The following is a 16379-nucleotide window of genomic DNA, read 5'->3' on the forward strand; positions in this document are numbered from 1 at the left end:
CAGATTATCAATGCACGCGATCCACGGCCACGACCAAACCAGCCTCCTGAGGGCCGAAGCTCTTGTAGCTCGGGGCTGCGCGCGCGCCCGGCCGGCCGGCATGACCTGGCACGGGCCGTGGCAAACTGCTCCGCGGCGGGCCGCCCTTGGTGTCACTAACGTGGCCCGCCGTCATGCCAGATCGCCGATTCTTGTCAGTCACGGGATCAGCAGCCCAACCCTCGTGCCCAGCAACCGACCTTCCGGGAAGCCCAAACCCATGTCCGATGCCCGCGTCAAAAAACTCCTCGAAGACCTCCGCGCCCTGGATGCCAGCCGCTACGCGCTGGTGCTTGCCGTACGTGACAAGGTTCTGGGGCTCGACCCCTCGGTGACCGAAGAAGTGAAGTACGGCGGGCTGCTGTTCTCCGCAAACAAGGCTTTCTGCGGTGTTTTTGCCTACACCAAGCATGTGTCGCTTGAGTTTGGCGACGGGGCTGCGCTGCCCGACCCGCACGGCGTGCTGGAGGGCGACGGCAAGCTGCGGCGGCACATCAAACTGGTTGCGTTGGAAGACCTCCAAACCCGGCACGTGCCTGACTATCTGAAGCTGGCCTACCAACACGCCACCAGGGCTTGAACGAAGGGGTCGGGCGGAGCAGAGCCTTCGGCCAGTCAGCAGTTCAGTGCGCGTGCCGCACCGCGAGGCCGGTCAGCGCACAAGCAAGTCGCCAGCACAAGGCAAGTACAGACCCTCGGCCGTCGTGATCGACCGCGCAGCGCGCGCGGCACGTGCTGTGGCGATGGCAGTGGCCTCTGCGGCCATGGTGGCCAGGACCATCATGCCCAGGCTCTTGCCGGCGCGGCCGGTGCCCAGGCTGAAGAGCGTATCCCCGTCCGACATCGTGTGCACGGGGTTGATGCTGCGCGCCAGGCCATCGTGGGCAGAGACTGCCAGCCGGTGGGCCTGCACCTTGGTGATAACCGCGTCGGTCGCGACCACGCCGATGGTGGTGTTGGTGCCCGCGAGCAGCGGCTGGGGCGGATCCCCGCGCAGCAGGGCGCGCCGGGTGTCGCGCAGCGCGAGGCCGTCATCGGTGCGGGCGCCGGCGATCGCCTGGGTCGTGTTCGGGTCGATCACGTCGCCCAGTGCGTTGCAGGCGATCAAGGCGCCGACGGTCACACCGTCGACCGTGACGGAAGCGGTACCGATCCCGCCCTTCATCGCGCGCTGGATGCCAAAGATTTTGCCCAGCGCTGCGCCAGTGCCGGCGCCCACATTGCCTTCGGCCGGGTCGGCAGTGGTGGCCGCATCACACGCCGCATAGCCGGCGGCGGCGTCAGGGCGGATGCGCATGTCGCCCACCAGCAGGTCAAACAGCACGGCCGCGGGCACGATGGGCAGGCGGCCCACCGCCACGTCGAATCCGATGCCGCGTTCCTCAAGCCAGCGCACAGCGCCGGTGGCCGCATCCAGCCCCCAAGCGCTGCCGCCGGCCAACACGATGGCGTGCACCTTGTCCACCAGGTTGGAGGGGTGCAGCAGATCGGTCTCGCGCGTGCCGGGCGCGGCGCCGCGCACATCCACGCCGGCCACGGCGCCGTCGCGCGTCATGATGACGGTGCAGCCGGTGGGGCGGCGGGTCTCGGTGAAATGGCCGACTTCAATGCCGGCTACGCGGGTAATGCTGCCGGGGTCGCCGGCGAGGTGGGGGGCGCTCATGGCTGCTGATTATGGGTGTGGCCAATGGCGCGGTCTGTCGCGTCAGGGCGCCTTCTCGATGTGCGTCACGCGGTACCCGCCCTCGACCTGCTCGGCGCGAAACCGCACCTTGTCACCGGCCTTCAGCCCCCGGGCCGAGTTTGCGGCTGGCCAGCTGAAGACCATGGTCATGGGCGGCATGTTCAGGTTCTTGAGCTCGCCATGCCGCAGCGTCACCTGGAGCGCCTGGGCGTCCAGGCGCACGATCTCGCCTTCGCTGAACTCCACCGCAGCGGCGGCTGGAGGCGCGCCGTCGTTGGGCACGGCGGCCTGTACCGCGACCGGCGCTGCTGGGCCTCCGTGGTCCTCCCCGTGGTCATGGTCATCCCCCGCGAAAGCATTGGCTGCGCTGAGAAAGGCCGCGGCAACCCAGGCGGTGCGCAAGCCGGGGGCGATGCGGCCCGGGTGGCGGGCCCTCATGCCGGTGCTTTCGGGTGGCCTGGATAGTTCTTGAAAACACGGGTGCTGCCGTCGCGCGCCACCAGGAGCACGGCGTAAGCATCCTTGCGGCCGCCGTAGGCGGGGCCGTCCATGCCGGGTGAGCCGATGGGCATGCCGGGCACGGCCAGGCCCAGGGCATCAGGTTTTTGCAGCAGCAGGGCGCGCACATCGCTGGCGGGCACATGGCCCTCGATCAGGTAGCCGCCGACCAGCGCGGTGTGGCACGAGCCCAGTTTTTTCGGCAGGCCCAGGCGGGCACGCACCGCGTTGTTGCCGCTTTCGTGCACTTTCACCTGAAAGCCATTGGCCTGCAGGTGATCCACCCAGTCTTTGCAACAGCCGCAGTCCGGGTCTTTCCAGACTTCAACGGCCATTGGGGCCGCCGCTTTCGCTGCGGTGGGGACTGTACTGGCGGTCAGCAGCGCCATGGCGGTAGCCATCCAGGCGCGGCGGGTGGTGTGTGGGGTCACGGATGGGTGCGTCATAGGAATGCCTTTCATTTCAATCTCAGTTGTCTGGTCTTGTTCAGCCCGACCCAGCCCAGCCTCTGCGCTGGCTGGCTGGCGCGCGCCAGCGAGCTGGTGAGGGCCAGTTCGCCGCGCAGGGTGCTCCCGTTTGCAACGAGCGGGAAGGGCGCTAAGCAATTGAGCAGCGCTTTATTTCGGCACGACGGTAATGGTGCCGGTCATGCCCGCCTGATAGTGGCCGGCGATCAGGCAGGCAAAGTCAAAGGTGCCGGGGCGGTTGAAGTTCCACACGATGTCGCCGTGCTGGCCGGGCTTGACGTGTGCCATGGAGGGCTCGTCGTGCTCCATGCCCGGGTGCTTCGCCATCATCTCAGCGTGCCGGTCCAACTCGGCTTTGGTGCCGAGCACGATCTCGTGCAGCACCTTGCCTTTGTTCTCCGCGCGCAGCCGAACCGTTTCGCCCTGGCGCACCTCGATATGGCGGGGGGTGAAGCGCATGTCGTCCGTCATGCGCAGCGTGATGGTGCGGCGCGCGGCCGCGGGGTCGCCCGCGATGCCCCAGGCCTTTTGCGCCTTGGCGGCAGTGGCTCGCGCAGGCGCGTGGGCGGTGTTTTCGTGGCCAAAAGAGGCTCCAGCGCTTATCCATAAAGCGCTTATAGCTATCAATTTAATAGTATTCATAAAAAATATATGTGTTTTGCGATGTGGGAGGGGTCTGCAATGCCGGGTCTGCCAAAAGCCGCGCGTGCCGGCGGTTCTTCTTCAGGGCCCGCTATCGGCGCTGACAAGCAGCGGGTGAGCGGGCAGCGGGGCGTACCAGGCATTCCCCGGCGGCGAATGACACAGCAGTGCGCTGTGCCCGGCGAGGCGATTTCAGCGGCTTCGGGTTGGCAGACGCACTTTGGGCGTCAGAGGTCAGCCGATGGGTGGTTTGATGGCCAGTGCTGCGGATGCACTGTGGAACGCCGCTGAAGCCGTGGGCAGGGCGCCGCCCAGGGCGCGGTGGGCGGGCGTGGTTGCAATCAACGCTTCCAGCATGGCTGCATGGCAGATGTTACAAGCCGAACACGCAGTGGCATGGTGGTCGTCCCCGGCGCACCCCGCAAGGTCGCCATCGCCGATGGACGTCACGGCGATTTCCGCCGCTACCGCGTGCGAGGAAGGGTCGGGGGCCGCATCTGCGGCGGGGATGCCGTGTGGGACTTTGCCGCCGGCCCACGAATGCGCGGTGTGGTGTCCTGCATCGGCCCGGACCTCCGCCGGCCCGGCTCCGTGGCCGGCATGGCTTTGTACCGCCAAGGACGGAGCGACACCCGGGTGCAGCGGCGCCAGCACACCAGCGGCCATGGCCGTGCCGGTGAGGCCCCGGAGGACCAGCACCACCATCAGCACAAGGTAGAAGCCGCGACGCATCGGGGAATGATACCGACGGGGCCCTCATGGTTCCTGGACACCTTTTCTAGGCGTGCGGACCCGCCGTACGGGTTTTCCGCCATCCGGGATTAAAAAGGCATGGTTTTTCGCATCTCCGGCGTACGATGTAACGATACGTTGCGTGCCGCGCTGCAAAAGTGCGGGCTGGCAGCGACGCTGCAAGATGAAAGGACGGTATGCCCTCATGGCTTGAGCGCACGTGGAGTACGTTGTCTGCGCGGATCCGCTGGCTGGTGCTGGTGGCCACGCTGCCTGCCGTTCTGCTGGCGGTCTACCAGGCGCGCGCGCAGCGCATGGATGCCATCGCCGCCGCCGAAAACCAGGCTCAGCACACCTTGCGTGCCGTGGCAGCCAGCCAGCAGCGTCTGATCCAAAACACCCGGGAGTTTTTGCTCAAGCTGGCCACCATGCCCCAGGTGCACCGGCCGGCAGACCCGCAGTGCGGGGCTTATCTGGCCGAGGTGCTGTCGCTCAATGCGAGCTACGTCAACATCGGCGTGCCGCAGGCCAACGGAGACCTGCTGTGCAACGCGCGGCCACTCAAGGCCCCGGTCAACGTATCCAACCGCCCGTATTTCCAGAACGCGATCAACCAGCGCGAGTTTTCGGTCGGGGCGTTTCAGATCGACCGCGCGGCGCAGGTCGCCAGCGTGAACTTTGCGGTGCCGGTGGTGCCGCCCGACAGCCAGCAGGCGGTGGGCGCCGCGGTGGCGGTGGTGTCGCTGGAGTGGTGGAGCCGGCGCCTGGCCGACCTGAGCTTGCCACCAGGCGCCGTGGCGCGCGTGACGGACGCCGACGGGCGCGTGGTGGCCCGCTTTCCACCCGAGGCCACCGAGCTTGGGACGCAGCTGGCTGACGCCGACTTCAGCGCCGCGCTGGAGCGCTCGGGGCAGGGTGCGCTTCAGCGCAGCACCGCCGCTGGATCGCACCAGTTGATGGTGTTCCAGCCCCTGATCGAAGCGGGTGGAAAGGCCGTCGCCACCATGAGCCTCACGGTGCCGCTGGACCAGCTGTATGCCGCTGCCAACCGCACCATGTGGGCCGAGGTCGCGGTGTTGCTGGCGGGCCTGGCGCTGTCGTTTTTGCTGGCGCACGAGGGCGTGCGGCGGGGCGTGGCAAAACCGCTGCAGCGCTTGCTGAAAGCCACCGACGACCTCGCGCGGGGCCGCTATGCACCCGAGGCCCCTACCACGGGCCTCGCAGAGCTCACCGAGCTGGGCCAGCGGTTTGACCGCATGGCGCTGACCCGGCAGAACGCCGAAGCGCAGTTGCGCGAAAGTGAAGAGAACCTGTCGATCACGCTGCACTCCATCGGCGACGGCGTGGTGGCCACCGATGCAACAGGGCGCGTCACGCGCATGAATGCGGTGGCAGAGCGACTGACAGGCTGGCCCCTGCCCGAAGCGCTGGGCAAAGAACTCACGGAGGTTTTCCGCATCGTCAACGCCACCACCCGGGAGCCGGTGGTGGACCCGGTGCAGATGGTGGTGACCAAGGGCGAAGTGGTAGGACTGAGCAACCACACCACGCTGCTGGCCCGGGGCGGCGCCGAGTACCAGATCGCGGACAGCGCCGCGCCCATTCGCAATGCGCAGGGCGATATCGTGGGCGTGGTGCTGGTGTTCAGCGATGTGTCGGAGTCTTACCAGGTGCGCAAGCAGCTGGAGTACAACGAAGCGCGTTTTCGTACGCTGACCGGGCTTTCGTCCGACTGGTACTGGGAACAGGACGCGCAGTTCCGCCTGGTCCACGTGGACGGACGGGCCAGCGAACGCCTGATACAAGAAGCTGCCGCGCACATCGGTAAGACGCGGTGGGAGTTGCCCGGCCCGGGGACAACCCCCGCGCGGTGGAAGGCCCACCGGGATGCGCTGGAGCGCCACGAGGAGTTCCGCGATTTCGAGTTCCAGCGCAATGACCTGTCAGGCCGGCCCCGCTGGGTGTCGATCAGCGGCACCCCCATCTTTGACGACGACGGCACGTTTCGCGGCTACCGCGGGGTGGGCAAGGACATCACCGCGCGCAAGCGCGACGAGAACGAACTGCGCATCGCGGCGATTGCGTTTGAATCGCAAGAGGGCATGGTCGTCACGGACCGCGACACCGTGATCCTGCGCGCCAACCGGGCCTTCAGCAAGATCACCGGGTATGGCACCGACGAGGTGGTGGGCAAGCGCGCCAGTCTCTTGTCTTCGGGGCACCACGACAAAGCGTTTTTTGATGCCGTATGGGCCAGCCTTGCAAACACGGGGGAGTGGAAGGGAGAGATTTGGAACCGCTGCGCCAGCGGCGAGGTGAACCTGCATTTCGTCGGCATCACGGCCGTGACCGACGGCAGCGGCGAGGTCACGCACTATGTTGGCACGCTGAGCGACATCACCCAGCGCGCGCAGGCCGCGCGCGAGATCGAGCACCTGGCCTTCTACGACCCGCTGACCCATCTACCCAACCGCCGCCTGGTGCTGGACCGGCTGCAGCAGGCCTTCGCGACCAGCGCGCGCTCGGGCCTGCACGGCGCGTTGCTGTGCCTGGACCTCGACCACTTCAAAACACTCAATGACACGCTGGGCCACGACATGGGCGATGTGCTGCTGCAGCAGGTGGGGCAGCGCCTGGTGGACTGTGTGCGGGAGGGCGACACGGTCGCCCGGCTGGGTGGCGACGAGTTTCTGGTGCTGCTCGAAGACCTGGCCGCGCTGCCGACCGAAGCGGCCGAGCAGGCGCAGGACGTGTCCGAAAAAATCCTCGCGGCACTCAATCAGCCGTACCAGCTCGCATCCCACCACGTGCACAGCACCACCAGCGTGGGCGCCGTGCTGTTCAATGCTCAGAGCCAGACGGTGGAGGACCTTGTCAAACATGCGGACCTGGCCATGTACGCGGCAAAGACTGCAGGGCGCAACGCGATCCGCTTCTTCGATCCGATGATGCAGGCCGCCGTGACGGCCCGCGCCGCGCTGGAGAACGATCTGCGCACAGCGCTGGCGGCGGGGCAGTTCTTGTTGCACTATCAGGTGCAGGTGGCATGCGGCGCACGCACCGTGGGCGCAGAAGCCCTGATACGTTGGGCGCATCCCGTGCGTGGCATGGTCGCGCCGTCCGATTTCATACCGCTGGCCGAGGAAACCGGCCTCATCCTGCCGATCGGCCTGTGGGTGCTGCAGACCGCCTGCGCGCAGTTGCGCCAGTGGGCGGACCACCCGGCCACCGAGCCCCTGGAACTGTCGGTCAACGTGAGTGCGCGCCAGTTCCGGCAGCCCGACTTCATGGAGCAGATCCGCACGGTGCTGTTGCACACGGGCGCGCGGCCCGAACGCCTCAAGCTGGAGCTGACCGAAAGCCTGGCGCTCGACAACGTAGACGACACGATTGCCAAGATGAACGCGCTGCGCGCGCTGGGCCTGGGCTTTTCACTGGATGACTTTGGCACCGGGCAGTCGTCGCTGTCCTACCTCACGCGCCTGCCGCTCGACCAGCTCAAGATCGACCAGAGCTTTGTGCGCAATATCGGCATTCAGCACACGGATGCACTCATCGTGCAGACCATCATCGGCATGGCGCAGAGCCTGGGCATCGACGTGATCGCCGAGGGCGTGGAGACAGAGCAGCAGCGCGCTTTTCTGGAAAAACATGGCTGCAGCCTGTGGCAGGGCTATCTGTTCAGCCGGCCCGTGCCCATCGATGAGCTGGAGCGATTTTTGCGGGCACGCGCACCGCAGGCATAGCGTCTATGCGGCCCGCACGCACCGGGTTGCCCATTGCGAGCGCCGCGCGCGCTATTCAGGTGGCCATGTAGCGGCCGGGCCGGTGGTTGACCGCCAGCACCATGTTGAGCGCCACGGCGCCCGCCACCGACAAGGCCACGCGCAGGGGCTCGACCGTCCACAGGGCCAGCAGCAGGATGCAGCAGTCCACCGCCATCTGCACCTTGCCCGCCCGCCAGCCGTAGCGGTCTTGCAAATACAGCGCAGCAATGCCTACCCCGCCCAGGCTGCAGCGGTGCCTGAACAGCACCAGAAAGCCAGTGCCGGTGATCAACCCGCCCGCAATGGCGGCGTACAGCGGCTGCAGCTGCGCGAATTGCAACAACTGGGACTGCAGTTCGGTGAGCAGCGACAGCAGCAGCACCGCGATGAACGTCTTCACCGTGAATGCACGCCCCAGCTTGCGCAAGGCCAGCCAATAAAACGGCAGGTTAAGCACAAAGAAAATCTTGCCAAAGCCGATGCCGGTGGCGTAGTGCAGCAAGAACGCCAGTCCGGCGGTGCCGCCCGTCAGAAGCCCGGCGCTGGTGAAAAATGCCACACCCACCGAAATGAGCAGCACGCCGGTAAAGACTGCCATCGCATCTTCCGCCAGCGAGTGCGGTACCGCCGTGGGGGCTGTGGCGGTCGCCAATTCATGCGGTTTAGAGGGGGTGGCGAGAGAACGCTGCATAGTGCGCGGCAGGTTAGCCGTAGGACGTGAAACGGGACGGATTGGACCACGCAAGCGCCATGCCGGATTTGTGGCGCATCAAAACGAACGCTTGCACCCTATGGCCTCTCGCGCCGCTGCATGGCCCCTAAATCCTGGGCCACCCCTGGGGCCACAACCCGCGCCATGAAGATGTAACACCTGCAACCCTGCAGCCTCCTGGCCGAAGCGCTGCCTGTTCCTGCGAAAATACGCGGTTTTGCCCACGGGGGACCCGTTCCCTGTTGCCCCGTCCCGCGGAGGGGGCAAGCGCAGTGATTGGTTTTCCAGGGATGTATCCGCACCACCGACTCAACAACTCAGGCCTCGTTGTACTGCTCCAGCAATGGACGCAGGCCGGCTTGGGTGCGGGTGCAGCGGGGCGCAGCGATGTGGCGGAGCAATTGGCGCCGTGGCTGAGCACGGTCGACGCGGTCACGCTGAGCCGGTCGCTGCACGCCATCGAGTCGTTTCCGGACGACCTGGTGCAAGGGGTGGAAGCGTCGCAGGAACTGGACTTGCATGCGCTGGAAGAATCATTTTTGCGTGGCAAGGCAGAGCTGACGGCAGCGATATCGGCCAAGCCCGTGCCCGCCAAACCCGCACGCGAGCGGGCCGACAACACGCGCGCAGATGCGCCCGATCCCGCTGCCGAAGCCGAGTTCGGGTTTCACGCGCCGCGCTATCTCAGCCTGCAAAAACAAATGGATACCAAGTTGCTGGCGCTGCGTGCCCAGATACGGCATGGGGTGTCGCAGGGCTCCCGCGCGTTGCGGCAGCTGGCCGCGCTGGACTCCGTCCTGGAGCAGTTGATTTCGGTCCGGGAGCAGCGCCTTTGGGCGTCCTTGCCGGCCCACCTCGACCGGCGCATGGCCCAGTTGCGCCGTGACCACCAGCTTCGGATTGAATCTTTGGGGCTCGACGATGAGCCCCACCGCTGGCGGCAGCCCGGTGGCTGGCTTCACGCCTTCGAGCGGGATCTGCAGGCGCTGCTGCTGGCCGAGATGCACGTGCGTCTGCAACCGATCATGGGCTTGCTGGAAGCAGCCCGCAACGAGAACATGGAACGACAGGAATGAACAAGAGTGTGATGACCGCCGTATTCGCCCTGGGCCTTGCGGCCGTGGGTTGGGTGGGTTGGGGATTTGTCGGGACCAGTCCTCTGGCGCTGGTGTTGACGCTGCTGATCGGTGCGGTGTATGTGCTGGGCGCCCTGGAGCTGATGCAGTTTCGCAGGGCCACCACTTCGCTGGCGTCTGCGCTGGGCGATGCGCAGCAGCCGCCATCCGAGCTCGGCCCCTGGCTCGAGCGCCTGCACCCGTCGCTGCGCCACCCCGTGCGCCAACGCATCGAGGGCGAGCGCATGGCCTTGCCGGGCCCGACCCTTGCGCCCTATCTGGTGGGTTTGCTGGTCATGTTGGGGATGCTGGGCACCTTCCTCGGGATGGTGATGACGTTCAAGGGCGCGGTGTTTGCGCTGGAAACGTCCTCGAACCTGGAGGCTATCCGTACGGCGCTGGCAGAGCCCATCAAGGGACTTGGCTTGTCGTTCGGCACTTCGGTGGCGGGCGTTGCTGCGTCGGCCATGTTGGGCCTTTTGTCCGCGATGACCCGACGGGAGCGCCTGGCCACTGTACGGCTGCTGGACGTGCGTATCCCGACGGTATTTCGGCCTTTTTCCGCTAGCCATCGCCGCGACGAAACCTTTCAGGCACTCCAGGCGCAAGCGCACGCGCTGCCCCTGATTGCCGAGCGCCTGCAAGGCCTGGTGGAGGGGCTCGAACGCCGCCACGGTGAACTGGCCGAACAGTTGTTGGGGCAGCAGAAGAATTTCCATAGTGAAGCATCGTCGGCGTACACCCAGCTGGCTGGTGCTGTCGGGTCTTCCCTGCAGGACAGTTTGGGAGCCAGCGCACGTGTAGCTGGCGAAACGCTGCGGCCCGTGGTGGAGCAGGCCATGGCCGAGCTTGCGCAGGAGTCGCAGCGCGCTCACCAGCGGCTCACCGAGGCCACGGCTGCGCAGATGCAGGCGCTGGCAGGGCAGTGGGAGGGCACGGCGCGCCGGGTCTCCGAGACCTGGACATCGGCCTTGGAAAACCAGGCCCATGCGCAAGGCCGCTTGGTGGCCGATCTGGACGGCGCGCTGAAGTCCGTCACCCAGGTGTTCGAGCAGCGCTCCGGCGCGCTGCACTCGGCCTTGCACGACACGGTGGTGCAGTCGCACGCGGCACAAAAGGCGGCCGACGAGGAGCGCCTGGCCGGCTGGCGTGCGTCGATGGAAGACATGGCCCAGATTCTGGCGGCGCGGTGGGAAGATGCGGGCGCCAAAACCGCCCAGCAACACCACGAAGTGTGCCGCGTGCTCGAAGGGACCACCGCACGCCTGGACACGGCGCTGGACGCGGCAGCGCAGGCGCTGGAGCGACGTTCTAGCGCCATGCTGGCGTCGCTGCAGGACACGGTCGCGCAGTCTCATGCAGCCCAGATAGCAGCCGACCAGACGCGCTTGGCTGGATGGCACGAATCCATGGCGGGCGTCGCCGCATCGCTGACTGTCGAATGGAAGCATGTGAGTTCCGAGACACTGGAGCGGCAGCAGGGCGTGTGCGAGTCGCTGGAGACTGCGATCATAGGACTGACCGGCCGCTTGAGCGAACAGGTGGCGCATACCCTAGAGGGCACGGCGCGGTGGATGGACCAGTCGGATGCGCTGATGCGTACCCGCACCGAGGCCGAAACCCGCTGGCTGCAGGCGCAAGGCGAACGCATGGATACCCTGGCCGGCGTCTGGCGCACCGAACTGGTTGCCCTACGGGACGCCGAGGCCGAGCGCGGCCGTGCGGCGGTGGACCGCCTGGAGACGCTGCAAGCCGCAGTGGCGCAGCACCTGGCCACGTTGGGCTCTGCACTCGAAGCGCCGCTCACGCGCCTTTTGCAGACCGCGTCGGATGTGCCGCAAGCGGCCGCCGAAGTCATTGCACAGTTGCGCAAGGAAATGACGCAGTTGAGCGAACGCGACAACGTCGCCCTGGCCGAGCGCACGGCCATGATGGAGCAGCTGGGCACCTTGCTGCAGTCTGTCAACGAGGCGGCGGTCCAGCAGCGCGGCGCCGTCGAATCGTTGGTGGGCACCGCGGCGTCGGTCCTGGAGCAGGCGGCTGACAAATTTGCAGAGGCGCTGCAAACCCAGGCCGGCAAGGCCAACGAGGTGGCCACGCACGTCGCCGCCAGCGCGGTGGAGCTGTCGAGCCTGGGCGAGGCTTTCAGCCACGGCGTGGGTTTGTTCACTGCGAGCAACGAGAAGCTGATGGGCAGCCTGCAGCGCATCGAGGGCGCGATTGGCCAGTCCTTGAGCCGCAGCGACGAGCAGCTGGCGTATTACGTGGCGCAAGCGCGTGAAGTGATCGACCTGAGCATCGCGTCGCAACAGGGCATCGTGGAAGACCTGCGCCGTCTTAACGTGAAGGCCACAGCCGCCCAAGAGGTGACCGGGTGATGGGCATGGACGACGCCGTCGACCACACCATGGACGAGGCGGGCGAGCAGACGGCGCCTGTGTGGGCTGTGTTTGGTGATCTCATGGCGGGTTTGCTGGGCGCGTTTGTTCTCGTTCTGGTGGGCGTGCTGGTGGTGCAGGTCGATCTGGTCGCCAGCCTTCAACAAGAGGTGCAAAAGCGCCAGCAAGAGGAACAGCGCCGCATGGCGCTGGAAAAAGCGTTGGCGATCCCGCTGGCCAGCGGCCGCGTGACGGTGAACGATGGCCGCATCGGCATCAGCGGCAGCGTATTGTTTGCGGCCGGCTCTGACGAATTGCGGCCAGAGGGCCGGCAACTGTTGAGGAGCCTAGTGCAGCCGCTGCAGGTGTACCTGCGCGAGCGCGACGAGATGTTGATGGTCAGCGGTTTTACGGATAACACGACGCTGCTGCGTGGCAACCACCAGCGTTTTGCCGACAACCTGGAACTGTCCGCGCAGCGGGCATTGACTGTTGCTCGCGCTCTTATTGAAGAAGGCATGCCGTCGTCGCAAGTGTTTGCCGCGGCCTTTGGCGCGGAGCAGCCAGTGGCGTCGAACGCCGACGAAAAAGGCCGCGCGCAAAACCGCCGTGTGGAGATGGCGCCAGTGCCAAAGGCGTCCAGCACCAAGGCCGTCCCGCATGGGTGAGCCCACGCTCGCATCGCTGCGCGCCGAAGGGGCGGACCGCCACGACCCTGTGCGCTACCGCTATCTTGAGGTACTGGCCGCACGTCTGCCAGATCAGCCTGCGGCCGTGCAGCAGGTGCTGGCGCAGCGGCTGCAGCAGGCGGTCACGGCCTATGCAGAACGTGCCCGCGCGGTGGGCGGGGCCGGAACTGGCGGGGTCGGTGTGAAGGGTCCGTCGCCCCTGGCCGAACTCAACCGTGAGCTCGACGCCCGCGCCCAAGCCGATGCGGATCAGGTGCGCATGGAAGGCGGCGCCAGCGCGTCGGCCATGAAGAGCGTGCGTGAGTTCAGCGAGGTGTGGGCACGCATTTCTGCAGAGCAGCAGGTAGTGAAGGCGCTGGACCGCGGGCCGGAAAACGCGGGGCCACTCAACCCGCACAAGCTGATGCTGCGTTCGATCAGCCTGATGCGGGACGTGTCGCCGGACTACCTGCGGCGCTTTTTGTCTGCGATGGACTCGCTGCTGTGGCTGGAGCAGGCGAACGCGCGCCCCAAAAACCTGGGCATCCCGCCCAAAGCAGCACGGGCTGGCCGCGCGAAAACCTGAAGATTGACGGGGCTGACATCCTGCGCTATCACGGGGGCACAGGGTTGGGGGCTGATCCTGTCAGCCCCCGGGTGGGCAAGGCCTACTTACTGCTTTCCTGGTCAGCAATGTGGCGCTGCAGCCGTTCGTTGGACTGATTGAGCGCCTCGGCGGTTTCGCTCAGTTGCTGCTCCAGCTGGTCCGTGCGTTCCACGGCCGCTTGCAGGTCGGCCTTCAGGGCGCTGGTCGGGATCTGGGTGGCAAGCACCGCATGAACCACATCCAGTTCGTTGGCCGCTGCGCGGATTTGTTCGGCCGATTCCTGGTTGTCACTCAGGATCTGCGCCATTTCGGCGTCCTGGGTCTTGTCGGTTGCGCTAGGCATAAGTCAATCTCGCTGTGTATGAAGAATCGGCTTCTTCCATGGGGGACGCGGCGCAATCGCCTACAGGCCGGGAGAGCGGGGGAGGTGACATTGTAGGCAGCATCACTACAAACAGAAAACACAGGTCGTCCGATGCCACTCAATACCATCCTTGTCGAAGACAGCAAAACCATCCAGGAAACCTTGGTCCCCGCATTGGAGGAACTGGCGGACGCGCGTGTCGTCGCCATTGCTGCGACGGCGAGTGGCGCTACGCAGGCCCTAGCGCAATGGCGCGAGGACTGGCAGCTGATGATCGTGGACCTTTTCCTTAAGGAAGGGTCGGGTATCGAAGTGTTGCAAGCTCTGCAGCGCAGCGGCCGATCACGGGCCACGCATGGAGCGAACGACGAAGCGTCGGAGCAGCATGTGTACGTGCTGTCCAACTACGCCACAGCCGACATGCGCCGCCGCTGCAAAGAGCTGGGCGCCGACGAGGTGTTCGACAAGTCCACTGAACTCGACGCATTTTTTGAGTGCTGCAGCAGTTTGCCGCGCCGGGTCGGTGCCGCAGGCGCCGGCGCCTCTATGTCCCGTTAATCCAGCGCCAGCCCGGGTTGCGGGTTTGGGGTCGTATCACCCGGCTTTGGCTTTTTCGAATGCCTGGTCGATTAGCGCCGTGATTTCAGCGGTCGGCACCATGGGTTGAAATGCACTGACGTGCGCACGCCCGGTGTTGCCCTTAGGCAGCCGGGCCAAGAGATGGCCTAGCGGCACCAGGGCGAGCCTACCCAACTGACCCGCCACCTCGCGCCAATCACGCACCTGGTGCGCATAGCCCAGCATCGCCCAGTGCGAGCGCCAGTGCAGCCGCGCAGAGGTCTGGCCCAGCACGTGCGCCGCCTCCAGCCAATGCCAGCGCTCTGCGTGCGTGGCTTGCGGCTGTTGCGCAAAGCCGCGCAGCAGGTGCTCGAAAGCGCGGCTCTGGTGGAGCGGGGAGGGCGTATTCATAGCCCCTACTGCTTGACGCGGTGGGTCCCGCTCCATCCCATACCCTTCCACCAGGGCTCGCCAACGGCGCTGTCGGTGCCGATAAAACACCTGCGCAAATGCCGCGCTCAGCGGCGTCATCAGCCACGGCAGGTGGCGCGCCACCACTTCGATGTCGTCGGTGTACAGGGTCCGGCCACCGGGCAGCGGATGCAGCGTGATGCGGTGGTCCCACACGCGCATGAGTGTGCCTTCCCCGTTGTCGCGCAGCGTGGGCCAGGCGCCCTTGTGCAGTGCAGGCTCGATGGAAATCCGCACCGTCTGCGGCCCCATGGGCAGCACGCCCAGCAGCCGCATGTGCAGCGAGAGTTCGCCCGGGGACCAAGTGGTGGGCCAGGGTGCGCCGTTTGCAGGCTTGAAGTGCATCAGGGGCGCCGTGATGTGGCGGAAGACGGCGGTGCTTTGCAGTTGGGTGGCGACCCACTCGGGTGGCGCGGCCAGTGGCGTGGAAAGGCGCACGCGCATGTCAGTGGCCCTCCCCGGCGGGGCTCGCAGTGCTGGCCAGCTCCTGGCGCGCTTGGCGGATCACGCTCCAGCCGCCGGTGATGGCAAGCCCGGCCATGGCAGCAGCCACGGCCAGGTCGGGCCAGACGGTGCCAGTACCAAACACGCCCAGCGCCGCGATCATGACGGCGACGTTGCCCAGCGCGTCATTGCGGGTGCACAGCCACACGCCGCGCATGTTGGCGTCGCCCTCGCGGTAGGCGTAGAGCAGCGCAGCCACGCCCAGGTTGGCGATCAGTGCCAGCACGCCTACCGTGCCCATGGTCAGGGGCTCGGGCGGGACGCCCTGCCACGCGCCCCAGGCCACACGGGCTACCACCAGCCCGCCAAAGGCGAGCATGCTGACCCCCTTGACCAGAGCCGCCCGGGCACGCCACGCCAAAGCCATGGCCAGCACCCACAGCGAGAGCGCGTAGTTGGCCGCATCTCCCAGGAAGTCGATGGCGTCCGCCAGCAGGGACGCCGACCCGGACTGGACCCCTGCGCCGATTTCGACCAGGAACATCGCGGCGTTGACGAGGACCGCGACCCAGAGGATGCGTCGGTAGCGCGGGTCGGCGCTGGCGGCGGCGGCGCCGTGGTCGTGGTCGTGACCGTTGTGGGGGTTGTGGTGTTGGCAGTTGGCAGACATGGCGTGTGTCCTTTCTAAAGCGTTTCGGGGAGCAATGGCATGATTGGAAACCTTAAAGTCACTTGAGAGTCAAGCCATGGCACCGACCCTTGCGCAATCTCCTCAATACCGTATCGGCGAGGTGGCCCGCCAGTCAGGTGTGTCCGCCGCCAACATTCGCTACTACGAGAAAGAGGGCTTGCTGGTGGCCGGCGCCCGAGAGGACAACAGCTACCGCGTCTACAACGGCGACGACGTGCACCGCCTGCGATTCATCCGCCTGTGCCGGGCCATGGATATGTCGCTGGATGAGGTCCGCACCTTGCTCGCCCTGGATTGGAGCCGCAAGGCCGATTGCGAAGCTGCGCGCGACACGCTCGACGACCATCTGCAGCATGTGCGCAGCCGCCTCGCCGAGCTGCAGGCGCTGGAAGCCGACCTGCAGGCGCTGCGCAGCCGGTGTGACGGCTCCCAAGCGCACTGCCACATCATCGAAGCGCTGCACGAAAGGGCAGACGCCCAGCCTGTTGCCGCGAGCACCACCACCGGCGTGGGCAAGCGGCATGTGTAGCGCCGACGGCCAC

The 16379-nt window shown here is 66.4% G+C and carries 17 protein-coding genes; 8 read left to right on the forward strand and 9 right to left on the reverse strand.

The window, feature by feature from the left end:
• Nucleotides 1-259 precede the first annotated feature (259 nt).
• Nucleotides 260-619, forward strand: a complete 360-nt coding sequence (locus tag ACSQ3Q_RS09520; RefSeq protein WP_436134145.1) for a DUF1801 domain-containing protein — start codon at nt 260-262, stop codon at nt 617-619.
• 72 nt (nt 620-691) lie between these two features.
• On the opposite strand, the gene ACSQ3Q_RS09525 is transcribed toward ACSQ3Q_RS09520, so the two are convergent.
• The 5 genes from ACSQ3Q_RS09525 to ACSQ3Q_RS09545 all read right to left on the reverse strand — a co-directional run bounded on the left by ACSQ3Q_RS09525 (nt 692) and on the right by ACSQ3Q_RS09545 (nt 4062).
• Entirely contained in the window at nt 692-1702 is a 1011-nt protein-coding gene (locus ACSQ3Q_RS09525) for a P1 family peptidase (protein WP_436134146.1), read from the reverse strand.
• A gap of 42 nt (nt 1703-1744) precedes the next feature.
• Nucleotides 1745-2161 carry a copper-binding protein gene (locus ACSQ3Q_RS09530; protein WP_436134147.1) on the reverse strand — a complete coding sequence of 139 codons (417 nt, stop codon included), beginning with the start codon at nt 2159-2161 and terminating at the stop codon, nt 1745-1747.
• Entirely contained in the window at nt 2158-2682 is a 525-nt protein-coding gene (locus tag ACSQ3Q_RS09535) for a DUF411 domain-containing protein (RefSeq protein ID WP_436134148.1), read from the reverse strand. Before ACSQ3Q_RS09535 ends, ACSQ3Q_RS09530 begins: the two co-directional genes overlap by 4 nt.
• A gap of 156 nt (nt 2683-2838) precedes the next feature.
• Nucleotides 2839-3330, reverse strand: coding sequence for a cupredoxin domain-containing protein (locus tag ACSQ3Q_RS09540; protein WP_436134149.1), 492 nt, complete (start codon nt 3328-3330; stop codon nt 2839-2841).
• A 234-nt stretch (nt 3331-3564) separates the two neighbouring features.
• A complete protein-coding gene (locus tag ACSQ3Q_RS09545; protein WP_436134150.1) occupies nt 3565-4062 on the reverse strand; it encodes a hypothetical protein in 498 nt (165 codons plus the stop codon).
• Between the two features lie 197 nt (nt 4063-4259).
• On the opposite strand from ACSQ3Q_RS09545, the gene ACSQ3Q_RS09550 reads away from it, so the two are divergent.
• On the forward strand, nt 4260-7808 hold the full coding sequence (locus ACSQ3Q_RS09550; RefSeq protein ID WP_436134151.1) for an EAL domain-containing protein: 3549 nt from the start codon (nt 4260-4262) through the stop codon (nt 7806-7808).
• Nucleotides 7809-7863: 55 nt separating this feature from the next.
• Here the strand turns inward: ACSQ3Q_RS09550 and ACSQ3Q_RS09555 are convergent, their stop codons facing one another.
• Entirely contained in the window at nt 7864-8520 is a 657-nt protein-coding gene (locus ACSQ3Q_RS09555) for a YitT family protein (protein WP_436134152.1), read from the reverse strand.
• A 311-nt stretch (nt 8521-8831) separates the two neighbouring features.
• On the opposite strand from ACSQ3Q_RS09555, the gene ACSQ3Q_RS09560 reads away from it, so the two are divergent.
• Genes ACSQ3Q_RS09560 through ACSQ3Q_RS09575 form a run of 4 tightly spaced genes read left to right on the forward strand, consistent with a single transcriptional unit; the run spans nt 8832 to nt 13288 of the window.
• On the forward strand, nt 8832-9617 hold the full coding sequence (locus ACSQ3Q_RS09560) for a DUF3348 family protein (RefSeq protein WP_436134153.1): 786 nt from the start codon (nt 8832-8834) through the stop codon (nt 9615-9617).
• Between the two features lie 11 nt (nt 9618-9628).
• Nucleotides 9629-12034: a DUF802 domain-containing protein gene (locus ACSQ3Q_RS09565; protein WP_436134154.1), complete on the forward strand. Its 2406-nt coding sequence runs from the start codon at nt 9629-9631 to the stop codon at nt 12032-12034.
• Between the two features lie 5 nt (nt 12035-12039).
• Nucleotides 12040-12702: an OmpA family protein gene (locus ACSQ3Q_RS09570; RefSeq protein WP_436134155.1), complete on the forward strand. Its 663-nt coding sequence runs from the start codon at nt 12040-12042 to the stop codon at nt 12700-12702.
• Nucleotides 12695-13288: a DUF2894 domain-containing protein gene (locus ACSQ3Q_RS09575; protein WP_436134156.1), complete on the forward strand. Its 594-nt coding sequence runs from the start codon at nt 12695-12697 to the stop codon at nt 13286-13288. The genes ACSQ3Q_RS09570 and ACSQ3Q_RS09575 overlap by 8 nt, the downstream gene beginning before the upstream one ends.
• 82 nt (nt 13289-13370) lie before the next feature.
• Here ACSQ3Q_RS09575 and ACSQ3Q_RS09580 read toward each other — a convergent pair whose 3' ends face one another.
• Complete coding sequence (locus tag ACSQ3Q_RS09580; protein ID WP_436134157.1) at nt 13371-13652, reverse strand: hypothetical protein; 282 nt, start codon at nt 13650-13652, stop codon at nt 13371-13373.
• 132 nt (nt 13653-13784) lie between these two features.
• On the opposite strand from ACSQ3Q_RS09580, the gene ACSQ3Q_RS09585 reads away from it, so the two are divergent.
• Entirely contained in the window at nt 13785-14231 is a 447-nt protein-coding gene (locus ACSQ3Q_RS09585) for a response regulator (RefSeq protein WP_436134158.1), read from the forward strand.
• A 36-nt stretch (nt 14232-14267) separates the two neighbouring features.
• Here ACSQ3Q_RS09585 and ACSQ3Q_RS09590 read toward each other — a convergent pair whose 3' ends face one another.
• Together ACSQ3Q_RS09590 and ACSQ3Q_RS09595 are read right to left on the reverse strand one after the other, a co-directional pair.
• Nucleotides 14268-15146, reverse strand: coding sequence for a DUF3703 domain-containing protein (locus ACSQ3Q_RS09590; RefSeq protein WP_436134159.1), 879 nt, complete (start codon nt 15144-15146; stop codon nt 14268-14270).
• Between the two features lies 1 nt (nt 15147).
• Nucleotides 15148-15816: a cation transporter gene (locus ACSQ3Q_RS09595; RefSeq protein WP_436134160.1), complete on the reverse strand. Its 669-nt coding sequence runs from the start codon at nt 15814-15816 to the stop codon at nt 15148-15150.
• 76 nt (nt 15817-15892) lie between these two features.
• Here ACSQ3Q_RS09595 and ACSQ3Q_RS09600 point away from each other — a divergent pair, with 76 nt between their 5' ends.
• On the forward strand, nt 15893-16366 hold the full coding sequence (locus ACSQ3Q_RS09600) for a Cd(II)/Pb(II)-responsive transcriptional regulator (RefSeq protein ID WP_436134161.1): 474 nt from the start codon (nt 15893-15895) through the stop codon (nt 16364-16366).
• Nucleotides 16367-16379 lie beyond the last annotated feature (13 nt).

The sequence above is a fragment of the Acidovorax sp. LjRoot129 genome, assembly GCF_964253765.1.
Classification (GTDB): Bacteria; Pseudomonadota; Gammaproteobacteria; order Burkholderiales; family Burkholderiaceae_C; genus Acidovorax.